Raw genomic sequence first — 17,638 nt, forward strand, 5'->3', positions numbered from 1 at the left:
GGCGTCCCGAAGTCCGCGGACCCGCGTGGATGGACCCCAGCCAAACCTGGCGCCCCGCCCAAACCCACCGCGCCAACCGCTCCGTCAACTGAGCCCCCGTCAGCACCAGCGACACCCCCCGATCCGCTGGTTGAGCCGCGACGAAGGAGCGGTCGAAACCACGGCGACCCGGCCTACGGTCCGAGGGTCGTCCTGCGAGGTTTCGACCAGCGCGCTTCGCGCGCAGGCCGCCGGATTGAGCCTGTCGAAATCTCAACCAGCGAGAATCTCCCCATTCCGGTTGTTGAGCTTGCCGACTCATCTTTTGTTCACGGGCAACCGGCGGGGCTAAGCTGGCGCGGCACGGAAGGGGACTCTCATCGACACGATCCTGCCCATGACAATCGGCATCGCCGCCCTCGCGCTCTACGCGGTCGCCATCATCTTCGCGCTCGTGCAGATTCAGCGCACGGACGACCTCACCCCGCCGGAACGCCTCGTCTGGACCCTCGCCGTCGTCTTCGCGCCGGTCATCGGCAGCCTCGTCTGGTATGCCCTCGGCCCGCACCCATTCGGCCTGCGTTTGTCGCAGGGCGCGCGCTAGCCGCGCCGTCGCATCCGCTGCCTGCACGGAGCGGATGCGACGCACGCGGGTGGGGCGTACCGTGGCAGGAATGACCACGACAACGCTCATCCACCGGGGCGAACGGCCCGCCGTGCGCATCGAATGCGCTCTCAGCCATGCCGTCGAGCGCGTCTGGGCCGCGTTGACCGTTCCCGCCGAGTCGGCGCGCTGGTTTCCCAGCACGCTGACCGTCGAGCCGCGTGTGGGCGGCACCGTCACCTTCGCGGGCGATCCGAACACCCCGGACAGTGCGGGGACGGTGCTCGAGTACGCGGCCGCGCAGCACCTCGCCTTTTCGTGGGGCACCAACGAACTCCACTTCGACCTGGTGGCGGCGTCACCCGAGACCTGTGTCCTGGTGCTGACGGATGTGCTCACCCACGAGAACGAGGCCGCCCGCAACGCCGCTGGTTGGGACGTGTGCCTGGCCCAGCTCGACGTGCACCTCTCCGGCGAGGAGGCCGACGGCCCGCACGGCTCGTCGGCGCCGAGCTGGCAGCAGGCTTACGACCGATGCGTCGCCGCCGGCCTGCCGAGCGGCGCGCCGATCCCCGGCGGAGCCTCACGTGACTCTGGACTGACGTGAACCTGGACCAGATCCTGGCAGCGGTGCGCGCGTTCGACGGCGTGCTGGAGCTCGCCCCCGGCGCGGGAAGCGAGTTTGCCGAGATCGCCTGGGGCGATCACTTCTTCTATTACGCGCCCAACGGTCAGATTCCACAGAACGTGCAGCCGTACGCGACGATCGTCACCAAGGACTATCCCGGAGACTCGGCGTCTCTCCTGGATGAACCCGGCCGCTGGCGCGTGAACGTACACGTCGGCCGTGCCCGGTTCACCGAACTTGTCGGCGAGTCTCCGGATGGTTTCGCAGGAGGCGACGTCTCGGCACGCGACTTCAGCGAGCCCGACGCGATCCTGCCGCATCCGGTCTACGGGGCCCTCGGTTGGATCGCCGTCGTGAACCCCGGCGAGCGAACCGCCGGCACGCTACTCGACCTGCTCCGCGCCGCCCACGACGACGAGCGGCGCCGGACGGTGCGCCGACCACGGCCAGGCGGGTGACGAAGCCACGTCCACTGCACACGCCGTAGGCTCGCAGCATGGTCACACGCATCAATCCGAGCATTCTCGCCGCCGACTTCGCGAACTTCGAACGGGAGCTGGGGCGCATTCGCACCGCGGATCTCGTGCACGTGGACATCATGGACAACCATTTCGTGCCGAACCTCACATTCGGGCTCGCGATGGTGCAGCGCCTGCAGCAGGTCTCGCCGCTGCCGCTCGATATCCACCTGATGATCGACGACCCCGACCGGTGGGCCCCAGGCTATGCCGAGGCCGGCGCCTACTCGGTCACCTTCCACGCCGAGGCGGTCGCCGACCCGGTCGCGCTCGCCCGCAGGCTGCGCTCGATGGGCGCCCGCGCCGGAATCGCCCTGAAGCCCGGAACCGCCGTCGAGCCCTACCTCGAGCTGCTGCCCGAATTCGACCAGGTGCTCGTGATGACCGTGGAGCCGGGCTTCGGCGGCCAGAGCTTCATGGCGTCGACGATGCCGAAGCTCGAAGCGCTCTCGGCCGCCGTGCGCCGCACCGGCCTGGACGTCTGGCTTCAGGTCGACGGCGGCATCACCGAACAGACGATCGTGGCGGCCGCCGAGGCCGGCGCCGACACCTTCGTCGCCGGTTCGAGCGTCTTCAATGCGGCGGATCCGGCCGAGCAGATCACCCTGCTGCGCGCCACCGCGCGCGGCCACCAGCACGCGCACGGGTAACCTAGACGAGTGAAAACTTTTGATGACCTTTTCGTTGAACTCAGCGACAAGGCACTGACCCGGCCCGAGGGCTCCGGAACCGTGCGCGAGCTCGATGCCGGCGTTCATGCCATTGGCAAGAAAATTGTCGAAGAGGCCGCCGAGGTCTGGATGGCCGCTGAGTTCCAGAGCGACGAAGAAACCGCGGCCGAGATCTCCCAGCTGCTGTACCACCTGCAGGTCATGATGATCGCCAAGGGCCTGTCCCCGGCGGATGTCTACCGACATTTGTGAGCCCGGCCGCCCGGCCGCACACATCCGTCACAGACCCCGAACCCGCAGAGGGTACTGAAACCATGCAGAGAGTACTGAAATCATGCTGAGAATTGCCGTGCCCAACAAGGGCTCACTGGCCGAGACCGCCTTCCAGATGCTCGCCGAGGCCGGCTACGTCGGTCGCCGTGACCCGCGCGACCTCGTCACCGCCGACCCGCGCAACAACGTCGAGTTCTTCTACTTGCGTCCCCGCGACATCGCCACGTACGTCGGATCCGGTGCGCTCGACGTGGGCATCACCGGCCGTGACCTGCTGCTCGACTCCGCGTCGCCCGCTCTCGAGATCGCGAGCCTCAACTTCGGCGATTCCACCTTCCGCTTCGCCGGCCCGGCCGGCAAGTTCACCACCCTCTCCGACCTCGAAGGCCTGCGCGTCGCCACGAGCTACCCGGGCCTGGTTGAAGCGTTCCTCGCGACCCACTCCGTCACGGTCACCCTCGTCGAGCTCGACGGAGCCGTCGAATCCGCCGTGCAGCTCGGGGTCGCGGATGCCGTCGCCGACGTCGTGTCCACCGGCACGACACTGCGCAAGGCCGGCCTCGAAATCTTCGGACCGGTGATCCTCGAGTCGACCGCGGTGCTGATCAGTTCCGAGAACGACAAGCCCGGCATCGCGACGCTGCTGCGCCGCCTGCAGGGTGTGCTCGTGGCTCGCCAGTATGTGCTGCTCGACTACGACATCCCGGTCACGCTGCTCGACGCGGCCGCCGCCCTGGCCCCCGGCATCGAATCGCCGACCGTGTCGTCGCTGCACGACCCCGAGTGGGCCGCCGTGCGCGTCATGATCGCCCGCCTCGACATGAACCACGTCATGGACGCGCTGTACGAGCTCGGCGCCCGCGCCATCCTCGTGACCACGATCCACAACGCTCGACTGTAAGGCGAGGCCCGTGACCCTTTCGGTGCGTGTCATCCCCTGCCTCGACGTGGCCAACGGCCGGGTCGTGAAGGGTGTGAACTTTCTCAACCTGCGTGACGCCGGCGACCCGGTCGAACTCGCCCGCCGGTACTACGAGCAGGGCGCCGACGAACTCACCTTCCTCGACGTGACCGCGACGGTTGACAACCGCAACACGACTTACGACGTGGTGCGGGCGACCGCGGAACAGGTCTTCATCCCTCTGACCGTCGGCGGCGGCATCCGCAGCGTCGAAGACGTCTCCCGGTTGCAGGCCAGCGGCGCCGACAAGGTCGGCGTCAACAGCGCCGCGATCGCCCGCCCGGCGCTGATCGCCGAGATCGCCGACCGCTTCGGCGCCCAGGTGGTCGTGCTCTCCCTCGACGTGAAGCGGAGCGACCGCACCGCGTCGGGTTTCGTGGTGACGACGCACGGCGGTCGCACCGAAACCGACCTCGACGCCCTCGCCTGGGCGCAGCAGGCGATCGAGCTCGGCGCCGGCGAACTGCTCGTCAACTCGATCGACGCCGACGGGATGAAGACCGGTTTCGACACCGAGCTGATCGCGCTGATGCGCGGTATCAGCCGGGTGCCGGTGATCGCCTCCGGCGGCGCCGGGCTGCTGGAACACTTTCCGCCCGCGATCGCGGCGGGCGCGGACGCCGTGCTCGCGGCATCCGTTTTCCACAGCGGCGAACTGACCATTGGCGACGTGAAGCGCGAGCTCGCGGGCGCCGGAATGCTGGTGCGATGATGAACACCCTTTCTCAAGCGGATGCCGCCGCGGCGGCGCTGAGGAATGCCGCCGCGCTCGACGCGGCCGTCTTCAACGGTGATGGCCTGCTGCCGGCCGTGATCCAGCAATGGGACACCCACGAGGTGCTGATGCTCGGCTGGATGAACCGCACTGCCCTGGAACGCACCCTCGTCGAGGGCCGCGTGACCTTCTGGTCGCGCAGCCGCCAGGAATACTGGACCAAGGGCGACACCAGCGGCCACGTGCAGTACGTGAAATCGGCCGCCCTGGACTGCGACAGCGACACCCTGCTGGTGCAGGTCGACCAGGTCGGCGTCGCCTGCCACACCGGCACCCGCACCTGCTTTGACGGACGCGACCTCGTTGTCACCGTCGGAACCCGACCGGAGGAAACCGCATGAGCACGGGTTCGACAACCGCAGGATCCACCACCGAGGCGGGCTTCACCGCGCTGCTCGGCGAACACCGCGTCATCCCGGTGCTGCGTGAGCTCTTCGCCGACGGCGAAACGCCGGTGGGCATCTACCGCAAGCTCGCCGCCGGTCAGCCGGGCAGCTTCCTGCTCGAATCGGCCGAGCAGGGCGGCATCTGGTCGCGCTTCTCATTCGTAGGCGTGTCCTCCTTCGGCGTGCTCACCCAGCAGGGCGAGACCAGCCACTGGATCGACTACGGTGTCTCGGCCGAACGCGCCCTCGGTGACGACGCCGACAAGGCCCCGCTCGAGGCCCTCGCCGCGCTCTACGCGCGCTGGCAGACACCCCGGTTGGCCGAGCATCCGCCGCTGACCGGAGGTCTCGTCGGCTTCATCGGATGGGAGGCCATCCGCCAGATCGAAAACCTGCCCGACCAGCCGCCCGCCGACTACTCCGTCCCGGGCCAGTCGTTCAGCTTCGTCGCGGACCTCGTCGTGCTCGACCACCGCTACGGCACCGTACAGCTCATCGCCAACGTGCTCAACGACGGAGTCGATGACCCCGATACCCTCTGGGCGGCCGCGCAGGCCCGGCTCGACGCCCTGCAGGCCCGCCTCGCCGAGCCTAGCGAGGCATGGCTCGCCGAGGTCGACCTGTCGACCCCCGCTGATCCCCGAATGCGCACCACCCGGCACGATTTCCTGACGTCGGTCGAGACCGCCAAGCAGCACATCGTCGATGGTGATGTCTTTCAGGTCGTCATCTCGCAGCGCTTCGACCAGGACTGCACCGCCGACCCGATCGACGTCTACCGGGTGCTGCGCAGCCTGAACCCGAGCCCGTACATGTACCTGCTGAGCCTCGAAGCTCCCGACGGCACCCCGTATTCCATCGTCGGGTCGTCGCCGGAAGCCCTCGTCAAGGTTGAAAAAGACCGGGTGTTCACGCATCCGATCGCCGGTTCCAAACCGCGCGGCGCGACACCGGATGCCGACGCGGCATTCCAGGCGGAACTCGCCGCCGACCCGAAGGAACGCGCCGAACACCTCATGCTCGTCGACCTGGCCCGCAACGACCTGCTCAAGGTCTGCACCCCCGGCTCCGTCGAGGTGACCGAGTTCATGCGGATCGAACGGTTCAGCCACATCATGCACCTCGTCTCGTCCGTCGAGGGCAACCTGACGCCGGGCAAAACCTCGATCGACGTGTTTCGCGCCGCGTTCCCGGCCGGCACCCTCAGCGGCGCGCCCAAACCGCGTGCCCTCGAAATCATCGACGCCCTCGAACCGGCCCAGCGCGGGGTCTACGGGGGAGTGGTCGGCTACTTCGGCTTCGCCGGCGACGCCGACCTCGCCATCGCCATCCGCACCGCGACGATCATCGACGGCGTCGCGCGCGTGCAGGCCGGCGGTGGTCTCGTCGCCGATTCCGACCCCGCGAGCGAATACCAGGAGTCGCAGAACAAGGCCGCCGCACCGCTTCGCGCCGTCGCCGTTGCCAACGCCATGCGCCGGGTGCACTGATGACCACGGCCCAGCCGGCCGAGCCCGCTGTCCCGCGGTCCCACGCCGGCAAGCGCCTGCGGCTGCTGCTCATCGTGACCGTGCTGTTCGCGAGCACGCTCGCCCTGCTGGCCTGGACCCGGGTCTGGGGCACCGTCGACGTGACCGTCTCCGGCGGCGTCGCCGAGCGCATCGAGGTCGACGGGTCGATCGCCGCGCCCGCGATCACGGCCCTCGCCCTAGCCGGGTTCGCCCTGGCGGGTGCCCTGACCATCGCCGGTCCGGTGATTCGCGCGGTGTTGGGCGCGCTCGAGGTACTGATCGGGGCATCCGTCTTCCTGTCGGCCTACCTCGCCGTGTCCGACCCCGCCCACGCCAGCGCCGCCGCGGTCACCGCCGCGACCGGCATCGCCGGCCGGGACTCGGTCGCGAGCGCGGTCGAGGCATCGGCGACGACCGGGTGGCCCTATCTGGCCCTGACGGCATCCGTCATCATGGCCGTGGCTGGCATTCTCATCGTGGTCACGACGACGCGCTGGCCGGGCGCCACGAAAAAGTACCAGACGGTGCGATTCGAACCCGTGACGACGGATGCCTCGGCCGCCGCCCGCGAACCGGGCCGCGCCCCGGACGCGGTCGTCGACTGGGACGAGTTGAGTCGCGGCGAGGACCCGACGAACGAGTCCCGCTAAGATTGAACAGCAGGTTGGCACCCGAAATGCCAGCGCAAGCAACATCGCGTGATTTTCACAGCACAACCAGCACACCACAACGAGCACAGCACAACCATCACGGCACAACCATCACGGCACCACCACAAAGGAGAACCATGACTACTGAGTCGGCAGAACTCGGCCACGGCCACTCACCGGCCGCCTGGACCGCTGTCACCATCATGCTGGTGGCCTTCACGGTCGGCACCACCGCCTTCTTCTTCGTCGTCCCGTGGCTCGTCTGGGTGAGCTTCGTCGTGCTGCTTGCCGGTCCGGTCGCCGGATTCGCCATGGCCAAGGCCGGCTACGGCGTCGCCAGCCTGCCGTCCGCGACCCACGGGCACTAACCGAGTGCCGTCTGACCTGCTGACCGACCTCATGGGCGGGGCCCTCGCCGACGCTGACGCGCGCCGACTGGCCCGCCCGCTGAGTGCCGTCGAGACCGCGGCCCACGACCGGGCGCCCGCCCTCGACGCCCTGGCGGCGCTGGCACCGGCCGACCGCATCAAGATCATCGCGGAGATCAAGCGCTCCAGTCCCTCGCGGGGCTCGCTCGCCGAGATCACCGACCCGGCGGCCCTCGCGGTGTCCTACGAGACCGGCGGGGCGAGCGCCATCAGCGTGCTCACCGAGGGGCGCAAGTTTCACGGCACGCTCGATGACCTTGAGCAGGTGCGCGCCGCGGTCTCCCTGCCCGTGCTGCGCAAGGACTTCATCGGCACCCCGTACCAGGTGTTCGAAGCCCGCGCCGCGGGCGCCGACCTCGTGCTGCTGATCGTCGCCGCGCTCAATCAGGACACCCTGCAGACTCTGCAGGACCTGGTGCGTGAGCTCGGCATGACCGCGCTCGTCGAGACGCACAGCGCCGACGAGGTGAGCCGGGCGCTCGACATCGGCGCCAGCCTGGTCGGGGTCAACGCCCGCAACCTGTCGACCTTCGAGCTCGACCAGAACCTGTTCGGCACGCTGGCCGACAGCATCCCTTCCGGTGTCGTGCGCATCGCCGAATCCGCGGTGAAATCCGCTGCGGATGTCGCGCACTACCGCGCCGCCGGCGCCGACGTCGTACTCGTCGGTGAAGCGCTCGTCACGAGCGATCCCATCCGCACCCTCTCTGAGTTTTTGGCGGTCTAAGTGTTCACACCATCCCTGCATCCCCAGTCCGACGCACAGCCCGATTCGCTGCGCACCGAGGCCGGCCCGTATTTCGGCGATTTCGGCGGACGTTTCGTGCCCGAATCGCTCGTGGCCGCGCTCGACGAACTCACCGCGGAGTACGACCTGGTCAAGAAAGACCCGGCCTTCGCCGCTGAACTCATGGAGCTGCACCGCTCCTACAGCGGCCGCCCGTCGATCATCACCGAGGTTCCCCGCTTCGCCGAGCACGCCGGCGGCGCCCGCATCATTCTGAAGCGCGAAGACCTGAACCACACCGGTTCGCACAAGATCAACAACGCGCTCGGCCAGGCCCTGCTCACCAAGCGCATCGGCAAGACCCGCGTGATCGCCGAGACCGGCGCCGGCCAGCATGGGGTCGCCACCGCGACCGTCGCCGCGCTTTTCGGCTTCGAGTGCGTCGTCTACATGGGCGAGGTCGACACCGAACGCCAGGCCCTCAACGTGGCGCGTATGCGCCTGCTCGGTGCCGAGGTCGTGCCCGTGAAAACGGGCTCCCGCACCCTGAAAGACGCCATCAACGACGCCATGCGCGACTGGGTCACCAACGTCGAGACCACCAACTACATCTTTGGAACCGTGGCCGGGCCGCATCCGTTCCCCGCCATGGTGCGCGACTTCCAGAAGATCATCGGTGAAGAGGCCCGGGAACAGGTTCTGGCCCTGACCGGCCGCCTGCCCGACGCGGTCACCGCGTGTGTCGGTGGCGGGTCGAACGCGATGGGCATCTTCCACGCGTTCCTCGACGACACAGACGTCGCCCTCTACGGCTACGAGGCCGCCGGCGACGGCGTCGACACTCCCCGCCACGCCGCGACCATCACCAAAGGCCGCCCGGGCGTGCTGCACGGCGCCCGCAGCATGCTGCTGCAGGACGAGGACGGCCAGACGGTGGAATCGCATTCCATCAGCGCCGGACTCGACTACCCGGGGGTCGGACCGGAGCACGCCTGGCTCGCCAGCATCGGCCGGGCGACCTACCTGCCGGTCACCGACGCGGCCGCGATGAGCGCGCTGCGCCTGCTCAGCCAGACCGAGGGCATCATCCCGGCCATCGAATCGGCGCACGCCTTGGCCGGCACGCTCGAGCTCGGCAAGAAGCTCGGCCCGGAGGCGACGATCCTCGTCAACCTCAGCGGTCGCGGCGACAAAGACATGGAAACCGCGGCTCGATACTTCGATCTGCTCGACGAAGGCGCGGAACAGTCATGAGCACCACCAGCCCCTCCAATCTCTCCAGCTCGACAACCACCAGCCGTCACGGCACGAGCACGTCCGGCGTGACTCACAGCGCCGTCGAGGCGACGATCGCCCGGCGCCGGGCCGCGGGCAGCGGTGCCCTCATCGGCTACCTGCCCGTCGGCTTTCCGAGCCTGACCGAAAGCATCGACGCGGCCGTGGCCCTGGCCGCCAACGGCGTCGACGTGATCGAACTCGGCCTGCCCTACTCCGACCCGGTCATGGACGGCCCCGTCATCCAGGCCGCCACCCAGAAGGCCCTCGCCGGCGGGTTCAAGCTGCACCACGGTTTCGAAGCCGTCGCGGCGATCACCGCGCAGGTCGATGTTCCCGTGCTCGTGATGACCTACTGGAACCCCGTTCTGCAGTACGGCGTCGACCGTTTCGCCGACGAGCTGCTGGCTGCCGGCGGAGCCGGCCTCATCACGCCCGACCTGATTCCCGATGAAGCGGATGCCTGGCTCGCCGCGAGCGAACGCACCGGCCTCGACCGGGTCTTCCTCGCTGCCCCGTCGTCGTCTGATGCCCGTCTCGTGCAGGCGATCGAGGCCAGCCGCGGCTTCGTCTACGCGGTGTCGACGATGGGCACCACCGGCGCCCGCGGCGCCGTCGACTCGGCCGCGCGCATCCTGGTCGACCGGCTGCGCGCGGCCGGATCGACGAGCGCGTGCGTGGGCCTCGGAATCTCCACCCCCGACCAGGTCCGCGAGATCCTCGCCTACGCCGACGGCGCCATTGTCGGCTCCGCGCTCGTGAAGGCCCTCACCGACGGGGGAGTCGCCGCCGTCGGCGTGCTCGCCGCCGAGCTGGCCGCGGGAACCCGCGACCTGCGCTGAACTCCAGCTACGATAAATTGACCGTGGTGGTTCTTGCCACCGCTGCACAGCGTTCGTCATACACCGCGTTCGTCATACACCGCGTTAGCCACAAACCGCGTTAGCCACAAACCGCGCCGCGTCGTCGTGTCCGCGTAAGGAAAGGTAGTTCTTCAGTGTCTATGCCTCTGAGCATCCCGAGCCCCGGCTGGAGTTTCGTCGACCTGGGACCCTTCCGCATCCACGCGTACGCGCTGTGCATCCTCGCCGGCATCATCTTCGCCACCATGATCACCTCCCGCCGGCTGTCCAAGCGCGGCGGCGAACCGGGGGTCGTGCTCGACATCATCCTCTGGGCGGTGCCGCTCGGCATCGTCGGCGCACGCATCTACCACGTGCTGACCCACCCGGGAGACTACTTCTACGACGGTGCCGACCTGCTGCGCACCCTGTACATCTGGGAGGGCGGCAACGCCATCTTCGGGTCCCTGCTCGGTGGCGCCGTCGGCGCGTGGATCGGATCCCGGCGATCGGGCATCCGCTTCTGGTCCTTCGCGGATGCCCTGGCCCCGGCCATGCTCATCGCCCAGGCCACCGGCCGGCTCGGCAACTGGTTCAACCACGAGCTCTACGGTCTGCCGACGACCCTGCCTTGGGGCCTCGAGATCGAGTCCACCAACGCGGCGTTCCCCATCGGCCTGCCCGCCGACACCCTGTTCCACCCCACGTTCCTCTACGAAATCATCTGGAACCTCGCCGGCGTTGCCGTAATCCTGCTGCTCGAGCGCCGACTCAACCTGCGCTGGGGCAAGGCCTTCGGCGTCTACCTGATCTGGTACGGCATCGGCCGCACCGTGTTCGAGTCGATCCGCGTCGACCCGAGCGAGGTCTTCTTCGGTCTGCGCACCAACGTCTGGGCATCACTCGCGGCGATCGTCGTGGGCCTGCTGATCATCATCATTCAGCGCCAGGAACACCCCGGACTCGAGCTGAGTCCTTATGTTCCGGGCCGCGAATGGATCCCGCTCGACCCTGAGGTAGAATTCGAAGACAACGATACCGACCTCGACGGTGACGACGACGATGATGCCGACGCCGCCTCGATTTCGCGCGAGCCTTCCGCCACAAGCAGCAGCGGTTCGCGGCAATAAGCCCCCCGGTCCCGCGATACGGGACCGGTAGCATCCGCCCGTGACCGGCCACCAGACCGGCGCGACAGACCGGCAGCACCACGGTGACCGGCACCACGGCTCAGCGCACCAGCTCAGCAACCCAGTACTAGTTAGTTCCAGCAGCGGGCCAGTGCCGCCCTGCCAGTCATGCACGTGAGGACGGTCTTAATGGCGCAGCAACCTCTCTACTCCAAATTCAGCACGGTTCCGGTCCAACAGGGCCTCTACAACCCGGCCGATGAACGCGACGCCTGTGGCCTGGCCATGGTCGCGACCCTGCGCGGCACCGCCGGGCACGACATCATCGACCTCGCCCTCGATGCCCTGCGCAACCTCGAACACCGTGGGGCCGTCGGCTCCGACGCCGGCACCGGCGACGGTGCGGGAATCGTCACGCAGATTCCGGACGCGTTCCTGCGCGCCGTCACCGACTTCGACCTGCCCGAGGTCGGAGAGTACGCGGTCGGCAACGTGTTCCTGCCGAGCGACCCGATGAAGCGCACGAGCATCAAGCGCACCATCCGCCGCATCGCCGAGGAAGAGAACCTCACGATCCTCGGCTGGCGCGAAGTTCCCGTGCGCCCCGACGAGGTGGGTGCGCTCGCCCGCGCCGCGATGCCGACGATCCAGCAGCTGTTCGTGAAGAGTGTGCGTGCCGAGGCGACGGATGGCACGCCCGAGCTGCTGAGCGACATCGCCCTCGACCGCCTGACCTACCGGCTGCGTAAGCGCGCCGAGCGGGAGTGCGAGATCTACTTCGTCTCCCTCTCCTGCCGCACCCTGGTCTACAAGGGCATGGTCACCACCCTGCAGCTCGAACCGTTCTACCCGGACCTCTCCGACGAGCGCTTCGTGTCGACCCTGGCCCTCGTGCACTCGCGCTACTCCACCAATACGTTCCCGTCGTGGCCGCTCGCCCAGCCGTTCCGCATGATCGCGCACAACGGCGAGATCAACACAGTGCAGGGCAACCGCAACTGGATGCGCGCACGCCAGTCCCAGCTCGAATCCGAGCTGCTCGGCGACCTCGCTCCGCTGCTGCCGATCGTCACTCCCGGGGCCAGCGACTCGGCCTCCTTCGACGAGGTCGTGGAACTGCTCGCCCTGTCCGGCCGCTCGTTGCCGCACTCCGTCATGATGATGGTGCCCGAGGCCTGGGAGAACCAGCCCGACCTCGACGCCGAACGCCGCGCGTTCTACGAGTACCACTCGATGCTCATGGAGCCGTGGGACGGCCCGGCCGCGATCATCTTCACCGACGGCTCGCTCGTCGGCGCCACCCTCGACCGCAACGGCCTGCGCCCCGGCCGTTACCTGATCACCGACGACGGCCTCGTCGTGCTCGCGAGCGAGATCGGTGTGCTGAACATCGATCCGAGCCGCGTCGTGCGCAAGGGCCGCCTGCAGCCCGGCAAGATGTTCCTCGTCGACACCGTCGCCGGCCGCCTGATTGAAGACGACGAGATCAAGGCCGAGCTGGCCGCCAGCGCGCCCTGGGGGGAATGGCTCGACGAGGGCCGCATCAACCTCAAGGACCTGCCCGAGCGTGAGCACATCGTGCACCCGCCGAAGTCGGTCGTGCGTCGCCAGCGCACCTTCGGCTACACCGAAGAAGAAGTGCGCATCCTGCTCACGCCGATGGCGCGCAACGGTGCCGAGCCGATCGGGGCCATGGGCTCCGACACCCCGATCGCGGTGCTCAGTGAGCGTCCGCGCCTGCTGTTCGACTACTTCACCCAGCAGTTCGCGCAGGTCACCAACCCGCCGCTCGACTCGATCCGCGAAGAGGTCGTCACCTCCCTCGCGCTGGGCCTGGGCCCGGAACGCAACCTGCTGTCCGCCGGACCGGAACACGCCCGCCAGGTCGTGCTGGACTTCCCGGTGATCGACAACGACGAGCTCGCCAAGATCCAGCACATCGACCCCGCGCCGGGCAGCCGCACGACGTCGACCATTCGTGGCCTGTACCGCGTCGAGGAAGGCCCCGACGCCCTGTCGGACGCCATCGACGCGGTCTGCCTCGAGGTCGACCAGGCGATCGCCGCCGGAGCGCACTTCATCGTGCTCTCCGACCGTGACTCGACGAAGGACCTCGCGCCGATCCCGTCGCTGCTCATGATCGCGGCCGTGCACCACCACCTGATCCGCACCGAGAACCGCATGAAGGTCGGCATCGTCGTCGAAGCCGGCGACGTGCGCGAGGTGCACCACGTGGCCCTGCTCATCGGCTACGGCGCCTCGGCGGTCAACCCGTACCTCGCGATGGAGACCTGCGAAGACCTCTCCCGCCGCGGTGTCATCGCGAACGTCTCCCCGGAGAAGGCCGTCGCCAACGTCATCAAGGCACTCGGCAAGGGCGTCCTCAAGATCATGTCGAAGATGGGCATCTCCACGGTGTCCTCCTACGCCGGAGCCCAGGCGTTCGAGGCCGTCGGCCTCAGCCAGGACTTCGTCGACCGCTACTTCACCGGCACCACGAGCAAGCTCGGCGGCGTCGGCATCGAGGTCGTGGCCTCCGAGAACCTCGAGCGTCACGCCTACGCCTATCCGGCGGATGCCGCGGTCACCGCACACGAACGCCTCACCACCGGTGGCGAGTACCAGTGGCGCCGCGATGGCGCTCCGCACCTCTTCAACCCGGAGACCATCTTCCGGCTGCAGCACTCCACCCGCACCCGCCGGTACGACATCTTCCGCGAGTACACGAAGCTGGTCGACGACCAGTCGACGACGCTGATGACCCTGCGCGGCATGTTCACTTTCAAGCAGGGTCAGCGCCGTGCGGTGCCCCTCGATGAGGTCGAATCGGTCGCGTCGATCGTGAAGCGGTTCTCCACCGGCGCGATGAGCTACGGCTCCATCTCGCAGGAGGCGCACGAGACCCTCGCGATTGCCATGAACCGCCTCGGCGGGCGCTCGAACACCGGCGAGGGCGGCGAAGATCTCGACCGCCTGCTCGACCCCACCCGGCGCAGCGCCGTGAAGCAGGTCGCGTCGGGCCGGTTCGGCGTCACGAGCATGTACCTGACCCACGCCGACGACATCCAGATCAAGCTCGCCCAGGGCGCCAAGCCCGGTGAGGGCGGTCAATTACCGCCCGGCAAGGTCTACCCGTGGATCGCTCGAACCCGCAACGCGACGGCCGGCGTCGGCCTCATCTCGCCGCCGCCGCACCACGACATCTACTCCATCGAAGACCTCAAGCAGCTGATCTTCGACCTCAAGCGTGCCAACCCCAAGGCGCGCATCCACACCAAGCTCGTCAGCCAGTCCGGCATCGGCGCGGTCGCCGCCGGAGTCGCCAAGGCGCTCTCCGACGTGATCCTCATCTCGGGCCACGATGGCGGCACCGGCGCGAGCCCGCTCAACTCCCTCAAGCACGCCGGCACCCCGTGGGAACTCGGCCTCGCCGAAACCCAGCAGACGCTCATGCTTAACGGCATGCGCGATCGGGTTATCCTGCAGGTCGACGGCCAGTTGAAGACCGGCCGCGACGTGATCATCGGCGCCCTGCTCGGCGCCGAGGAATTCGGCTTCGCCAGCGCACCGCTGATCGTGGAGGGCTGCATCATGATGCGGGTCTGCCACCTCGACACCTGCCCGGTCGGCGTTGCCACCCAGAACCCCGAGCTGCGCAAGCGGTTCTCGGGCAAGGCGGACTACGTCGTGAACTTCTTCGAGTTCATCGCCCAGGAGGTGCGCGAGTACCTCGCCGAGCTCGGTTTCCGCAGCCTCGAAGAGGCCATCGGGCACCGCGACGTGATCAACGTCAACGGCGCGCTCAACCACTGGAAGACATCCGGTCTCGACCTGTCGCCGATCCTGATCGGCCCCGACTTCGCCGACGCCGAACCGCGCCAGTCCGGTCGGCCCCAGGAACACGAACTCGAGAAGCACTTCGACAACGAGCTCATCCGGCGCAGCAAGGGCGTGCTCGAAAACGGCGGGCAGATCACCATCGACCTGCCGATTCGCAACACCGAACGGGCCGTGGGCACCATGCTCGGCCACGAGGTCACGCTGAGGCACGGCGAGAACGGCCTGCCGACCGGGTCGATCACGGTCACCCTGACCGGCTCGGCCGGACAGTCCTTCGGGGCGTTCCTGCCGAGCGGCATCACGCTGCGACTCGAGGGTGAATCCAACGACTACGTGGGCAAGGGCCTTTCCGGTGGCCAGATCGTCGTGCGCCCCCCGCGCACCGCGGTGTTCGCCGCCGAAGAGAACGTCATCGCCGGCAACGTCATCGGTTATGGGGCCACCCAGGGCAGCATGTTCATCCGCGGCATCGTCGGTGAACGCTTCCTGGTGCGCAACTCCGGGGCGACCGCGGTCGTCGAAGGGGTCGGCGACCACGCCCTCGAATACATGACCGGCGGGCTCGCCGTCATCCTCGGCGAAACCGGGCGCAACCTCGGTGCCGGCATGTCCGGCGGCACCGCCTACGTCTACAAGCTCACCGCCGAGAAGGTCAACCGCGATTCTCTCGCCTCCGGGGAACTCACGCTCTCAGCGCTCGGCAGTGCCGACCGCGAGATTTTGCGGGACCTGCTCGAACAGCACGTCGTGGAGACCGACTCGGCCCTGGCCGCACGGTTCCTGGCCTCGCTGGATGAATCACTCGACGCTTTTGTCAAGGTGCTGCCGCGCGACTACGCGGCCGTGCTCTTGACCCGACAGACCGCCGTTGACGAGGGACTCGATCCCGACGGCGACGTGGTCTGGAACCGAATCATGGAGGTTACCAATGGCTGATCCGAAGGGATTCCTGAAGACCACCGAACGTGAGCTTCCCGCGCGCCGCCCCGTCAGCGTGCGCCTCATGGACTGGAAAGAGGTCTACGAGCAGGGCGACTCCGCCGTGCTCAAACGCCAGGCGGGCCGCTGCATGGACTGCGGCGTGCCGTTCTGCCACCAGGGCTGCCCCCTCGGCAACCTGATCCCGGAGTGGAACGACCTGGTCTGGCGCGACGAAGGCCAGCAGGCCATTGAACGCCTGCACGCCACGAACAACTTCCCCGAGTTCACCGGGCGGCTCTGCCCAGCGCCCTGCGAGTCGTCGTGTGTGCTCGGCATCAACCAGCCGGCCGTCACGATCAAGCAGGTCGAAGTCTCGATCATCGACACGGCCTTCGCCGAGGGCTGGGTCACCCCGCAGCCTCCCGGCCGACTGACCGGCAAGACCGTGGCCGTCGTCGGATCGGGACCGGCCGGCCTCGCCGCCGCCCAGCAGCTCACCCGCGCCGGCCACACCGTGGCCGTCTTCGAACGCGACGACCGCATCGGCGGGCTGCTGCGCTACGGCATCCCCGACTTCAAGATGGAAAAGAAGCACCTCGAGCTGCGCCTGGCCCAGATGACGGCCGAGGGTACCCGCTTCCGCGCCGGCGTCAACATCGGCGTGGACATCACCTGGGACTCGCTGCGCACCCGGTACGACGCCGTCGTGATCGCGACCGGAGCCATGGTGCCCCGCGACCTGCCGATCCCCGGCCGCGACCTGCCGGGCGTGCACTTCGCCATGGAATACCTCGTTCAGCAGAACAAGGTCGGCGCCGGCGACACCGTCGACCAGCAGATCACGGCCGAGGGCAAGCACGTCGTCGTGCTCGGCGGTGGCGACACCGGAGCGGACTGCATCGGCACCGCGCACCGCCAGCTGGCGGCATCCGTCACCAACCTCGCGATCGGCAAGCAGCCCGGCACCAGCCGGCCCGAGCACCAGCCGTGGCCGATGTCCCCGACCCTGTTCGAGGTGACGAGCGCCCACGAAGAGGGCGGCACCCGCGAATACCTCGCGTCGACGATCGAGTTCCTCTCCAACGAGGTCGGCGAGGTGCGCGCCCTGCGCATCGCCGAGACCGAATACCTCGACGGCCGCCGCGTTCCGAAGGCCGGCACCGAGCGGGAGATTCCCGCCGACCTCGTGCTGCTCGCGATGGGCTTCACCGGACCGGAACCGACCGACCTCGGCCACCAGCTGGCCCTGCCCTTCACCGACAAGGGAAACGTGGACCGCGACGCGACCTACCAGACCAGCCTCGAGGGTGTGTTCGTGGCCGGTGACGCCGGTCGTGGCCAGTCCCTGATCGTCTGGGCTATCGCGGAAGGCCGCGCCGCGGCATCCGCCGTCGACCGTTTTCTGGAGGGCGACACCCAGCTGCCGTCTCCCGTCACGGCCGACGCCCGCGCGTTCGCGCTGTAACAGCTCCCACGCGCCCCGACTTTTTCTACACTGACCCAATGCGCCCTCGGGCGC

At 68.3% G+C, this 17,638-nt stretch carries 17 protein-coding genes; all 17 read left to right on the top strand.

Annotation, left to right across the window (positions count from 1 at the left end):
* The first annotated feature begins 376 nt into the window (after positions 1-376).
* The 17 genes from D6T64_RS05515 (at position 377) to D6T64_RS05595 (ending at position 17,584) form a co-directional block, all read left to right on the top strand.
* A complete protein-coding gene (locus D6T64_RS05515) occupies positions 377-583 on the top strand; it encodes a PLDc N-terminal domain-containing protein (RefSeq protein ID WP_119972868.1) in 207 nt (68 codons plus the stop codon).
* Positions 584-653: 70 nt separating this feature from the next.
* On the top strand, positions 654-1,190 hold the full coding sequence (locus D6T64_RS05520) for an SRPBCC family protein (protein ID WP_119972871.1): 537 nt from the start codon (positions 654-656) through the stop codon (positions 1,188-1,190).
* Complete coding sequence (locus tag D6T64_RS05525; protein ID WP_119972873.1) at positions 1,187-1,669, top strand: DUF6194 family protein; 483 nt, start codon at positions 1,187-1,189, stop codon at positions 1,667-1,669. The genes D6T64_RS05520 and D6T64_RS05525 overlap by 4 nt, the downstream gene beginning before the upstream one ends.
* Before the next feature lie 38 nt (positions 1,670-1,707).
* A complete protein-coding gene (gene rpe / locus D6T64_RS05530) occupies positions 1,708-2,379 on the top strand; it encodes a ribulose-phosphate 3-epimerase (RefSeq protein ID WP_119972875.1) in 672 nt (223 codons plus the stop codon).
* A 9-nt stretch (positions 2,380-2,388) separates the two neighbouring features.
* On the top strand, positions 2,389-2,652 hold the full coding sequence (locus D6T64_RS05535) for a phosphoribosyl-ATP diphosphatase (RefSeq protein ID WP_119972877.1): 264 nt from the start codon (positions 2,389-2,391) through the stop codon (positions 2,650-2,652).
* Positions 2,653-2,734: 82 nt separating this feature from the next.
* Complete coding sequence (gene hisG, locus D6T64_RS05540) at positions 2,735-3,574, top strand: ATP phosphoribosyltransferase (protein WP_119972880.1); 840 nt, start codon at positions 2,735-2,737, stop codon at positions 3,572-3,574.
* Between the two features lie 10 nt (positions 3,575-3,584).
* On the top strand, positions 3,585-4,346 hold the full coding sequence (hisF, locus tag D6T64_RS05545) for an imidazole glycerol phosphate synthase subunit HisF (RefSeq protein ID WP_119972884.1): 762 nt from the start codon (positions 3,585-3,587) through the stop codon (positions 4,344-4,346).
* Positions 4,346-4,750, top strand: a complete 405-nt coding sequence (gene hisI, locus D6T64_RS05550; protein WP_119973001.1) for a phosphoribosyl-AMP cyclohydrolase — start codon at positions 4,346-4,348, stop codon at positions 4,748-4,750. The genes hisF and hisI overlap by 1 nt, the downstream gene beginning before the upstream one ends.
* The gene (locus tag D6T64_RS05555) at positions 4,747-6,285 is read left to right on the top strand and encodes an anthranilate synthase component I (protein ID WP_119972887.1); all 1,539 of its coding nucleotides are present in this window, start codon (positions 4,747-4,749) and stop codon (positions 6,283-6,285) included. The genes hisI and D6T64_RS05555 overlap by 4 nt, the downstream gene beginning before the upstream one ends.
* Positions 6,285-6,956, top strand: a complete 672-nt coding sequence (locus D6T64_RS05560; RefSeq protein WP_119972891.1) for a Trp biosynthesis-associated membrane protein — start codon at positions 6,285-6,287, stop codon at positions 6,954-6,956. The genes D6T64_RS05555 and D6T64_RS05560 overlap by 1 nt, the downstream gene beginning before the upstream one ends.
* Before the next feature lie 137 nt (positions 6,957-7,093).
* Positions 7,094-7,324 carry a DUF6704 family protein gene (locus D6T64_RS05565; protein ID WP_119972894.1) on the top strand — a complete coding sequence of 77 codons (231 nt, stop codon included), beginning with the start codon at positions 7,094-7,096 and terminating at the stop codon, positions 7,322-7,324.
* A 16-nt stretch (positions 7,325-7,340) separates the two neighbouring features.
* Positions 7,341-8,111, top strand: coding sequence for an indole-3-glycerol phosphate synthase TrpC (trpC, locus tag D6T64_RS05570; protein WP_119973004.1), 771 nt, complete (start codon positions 7,341-7,343; stop codon positions 8,109-8,111).
* The gene (gene trpB, locus D6T64_RS05575; RefSeq protein ID WP_233550845.1) at positions 8,112-9,365 is read left to right on the top strand and encodes a tryptophan synthase subunit beta; all 1,254 of its coding nucleotides are present in this window, start codon (positions 8,112-8,114) and stop codon (positions 9,363-9,365) included. It begins immediately after the preceding gene.
* Positions 9,362-10,228: a tryptophan synthase subunit alpha gene (gene trpA, locus D6T64_RS05580; RefSeq protein WP_119972898.1), complete on the top strand. Its 867-nt coding sequence runs from the start codon at positions 9,362-9,364 to the stop codon at positions 10,226-10,228. Before trpB ends, trpA begins: the two co-directional genes overlap by 4 nt.
* Before the next feature lie 161 nt (positions 10,229-10,389).
* Positions 10,390-11,358 carry a prolipoprotein diacylglyceryl transferase gene (gene lgt, locus D6T64_RS05585; RefSeq protein ID WP_119972902.1) on the top strand — a complete coding sequence of 323 codons (969 nt, stop codon included), beginning with the start codon at positions 10,390-10,392 and terminating at the stop codon, positions 11,356-11,358.
* A 189-nt stretch (positions 11,359-11,547) separates the two neighbouring features.
* Positions 11,548-16,134: a glutamate synthase large subunit gene (gene gltB / locus D6T64_RS05590; RefSeq protein WP_119972906.1), complete on the top strand. Its 4,587-nt coding sequence runs from the start codon at positions 11,548-11,550 to the stop codon at positions 16,132-16,134.
* Positions 16,127-17,584 carry a glutamate synthase subunit beta gene (locus D6T64_RS05595; protein WP_119972908.1) on the top strand — a complete coding sequence of 486 codons (1,458 nt, stop codon included), beginning with the start codon at positions 16,127-16,129 and terminating at the stop codon, positions 17,582-17,584. The genes gltB and D6T64_RS05595 overlap by 8 nt, the downstream gene beginning before the upstream one ends.
* Positions 17,585-17,638: the final 54 nt, after the last annotated feature.

This window comes from Cryobacterium melibiosiphilum, assembly GCF_003602235.1.
Classification (GTDB): Bacteria; Actinomycetota; Actinomycetes; order Actinomycetales; family Microbacteriaceae; genus Cryobacterium; species Cryobacterium melibiosiphilum.

Excerpts from the sequence above, each read along its gene's own strand:
- D6T64_RS05515 (WP_119972868.1), top strand. The coding sequence starts at position 377 with ATGACAATCGGCATCGCCGCCCTCGCGCTCTACGCGGTCGCCATCATC.
- D6T64_RS05520 (WP_119972871.1), top strand. The coding sequence starts at position 654 with ATGACCACGACAACGCTCATCCACCGGGGCGAACGGCCCGCCGTGCGC.
- rpe (WP_119972875.1), top strand. The coding sequence starts at position 1,708 with ATGGTCACACGCATCAATCCGAGCATTCTCGCCGCCGACTTCGCGAAC.
- hisG (WP_119972880.1), top strand. The coding sequence starts at position 2,735 with ATGCTGAGAATTGCCGTGCCCAACAAGGGCTCACTGGCCGAGACCGCC.
- hisI (WP_119973001.1), top strand. The coding sequence starts at position 4,346 with ATGAACACCCTTTCTCAAGCGGATGCCGCCGCGGCGGCGCTGAGGAAT.
- D6T64_RS05555 (WP_119972887.1), top strand. The coding sequence starts at position 4,747 with ATGAGCACGGGTTCGACAACCGCAGGATCCACCACCGAGGCGGGCTTC.
- D6T64_RS05560 (WP_119972891.1), top strand. The coding sequence starts at position 6,285 with ATGACCACGGCCCAGCCGGCCGAGCCCGCTGTCCCGCGGTCCCACGCC.
- D6T64_RS05565 (WP_119972894.1), top strand. The coding sequence starts at position 7,094 with ATGACTACTGAGTCGGCAGAACTCGGCCACGGCCACTCACCGGCCGCC.
- trpA (WP_119972898.1), top strand. The coding sequence starts at position 9,362 with ATGAGCACCACCAGCCCCTCCAATCTCTCCAGCTCGACAACCACCAGC.
- lgt (WP_119972902.1), top strand. The coding sequence starts at position 10,390 with ATGCCTCTGAGCATCCCGAGCCCCGGCTGGAGTTTCGTCGACCTGGGA.
- gltB (WP_119972906.1), top strand. The coding sequence starts at position 11,548 with ATGGCGCAGCAACCTCTCTACTCCAAATTCAGCACGGTTCCGGTCCAA.
- D6T64_RS05595 (WP_119972908.1), top strand. The coding sequence starts at position 16,127 with ATGGCTGATCCGAAGGGATTCCTGAAGACCACCGAACGTGAGCTTCCC.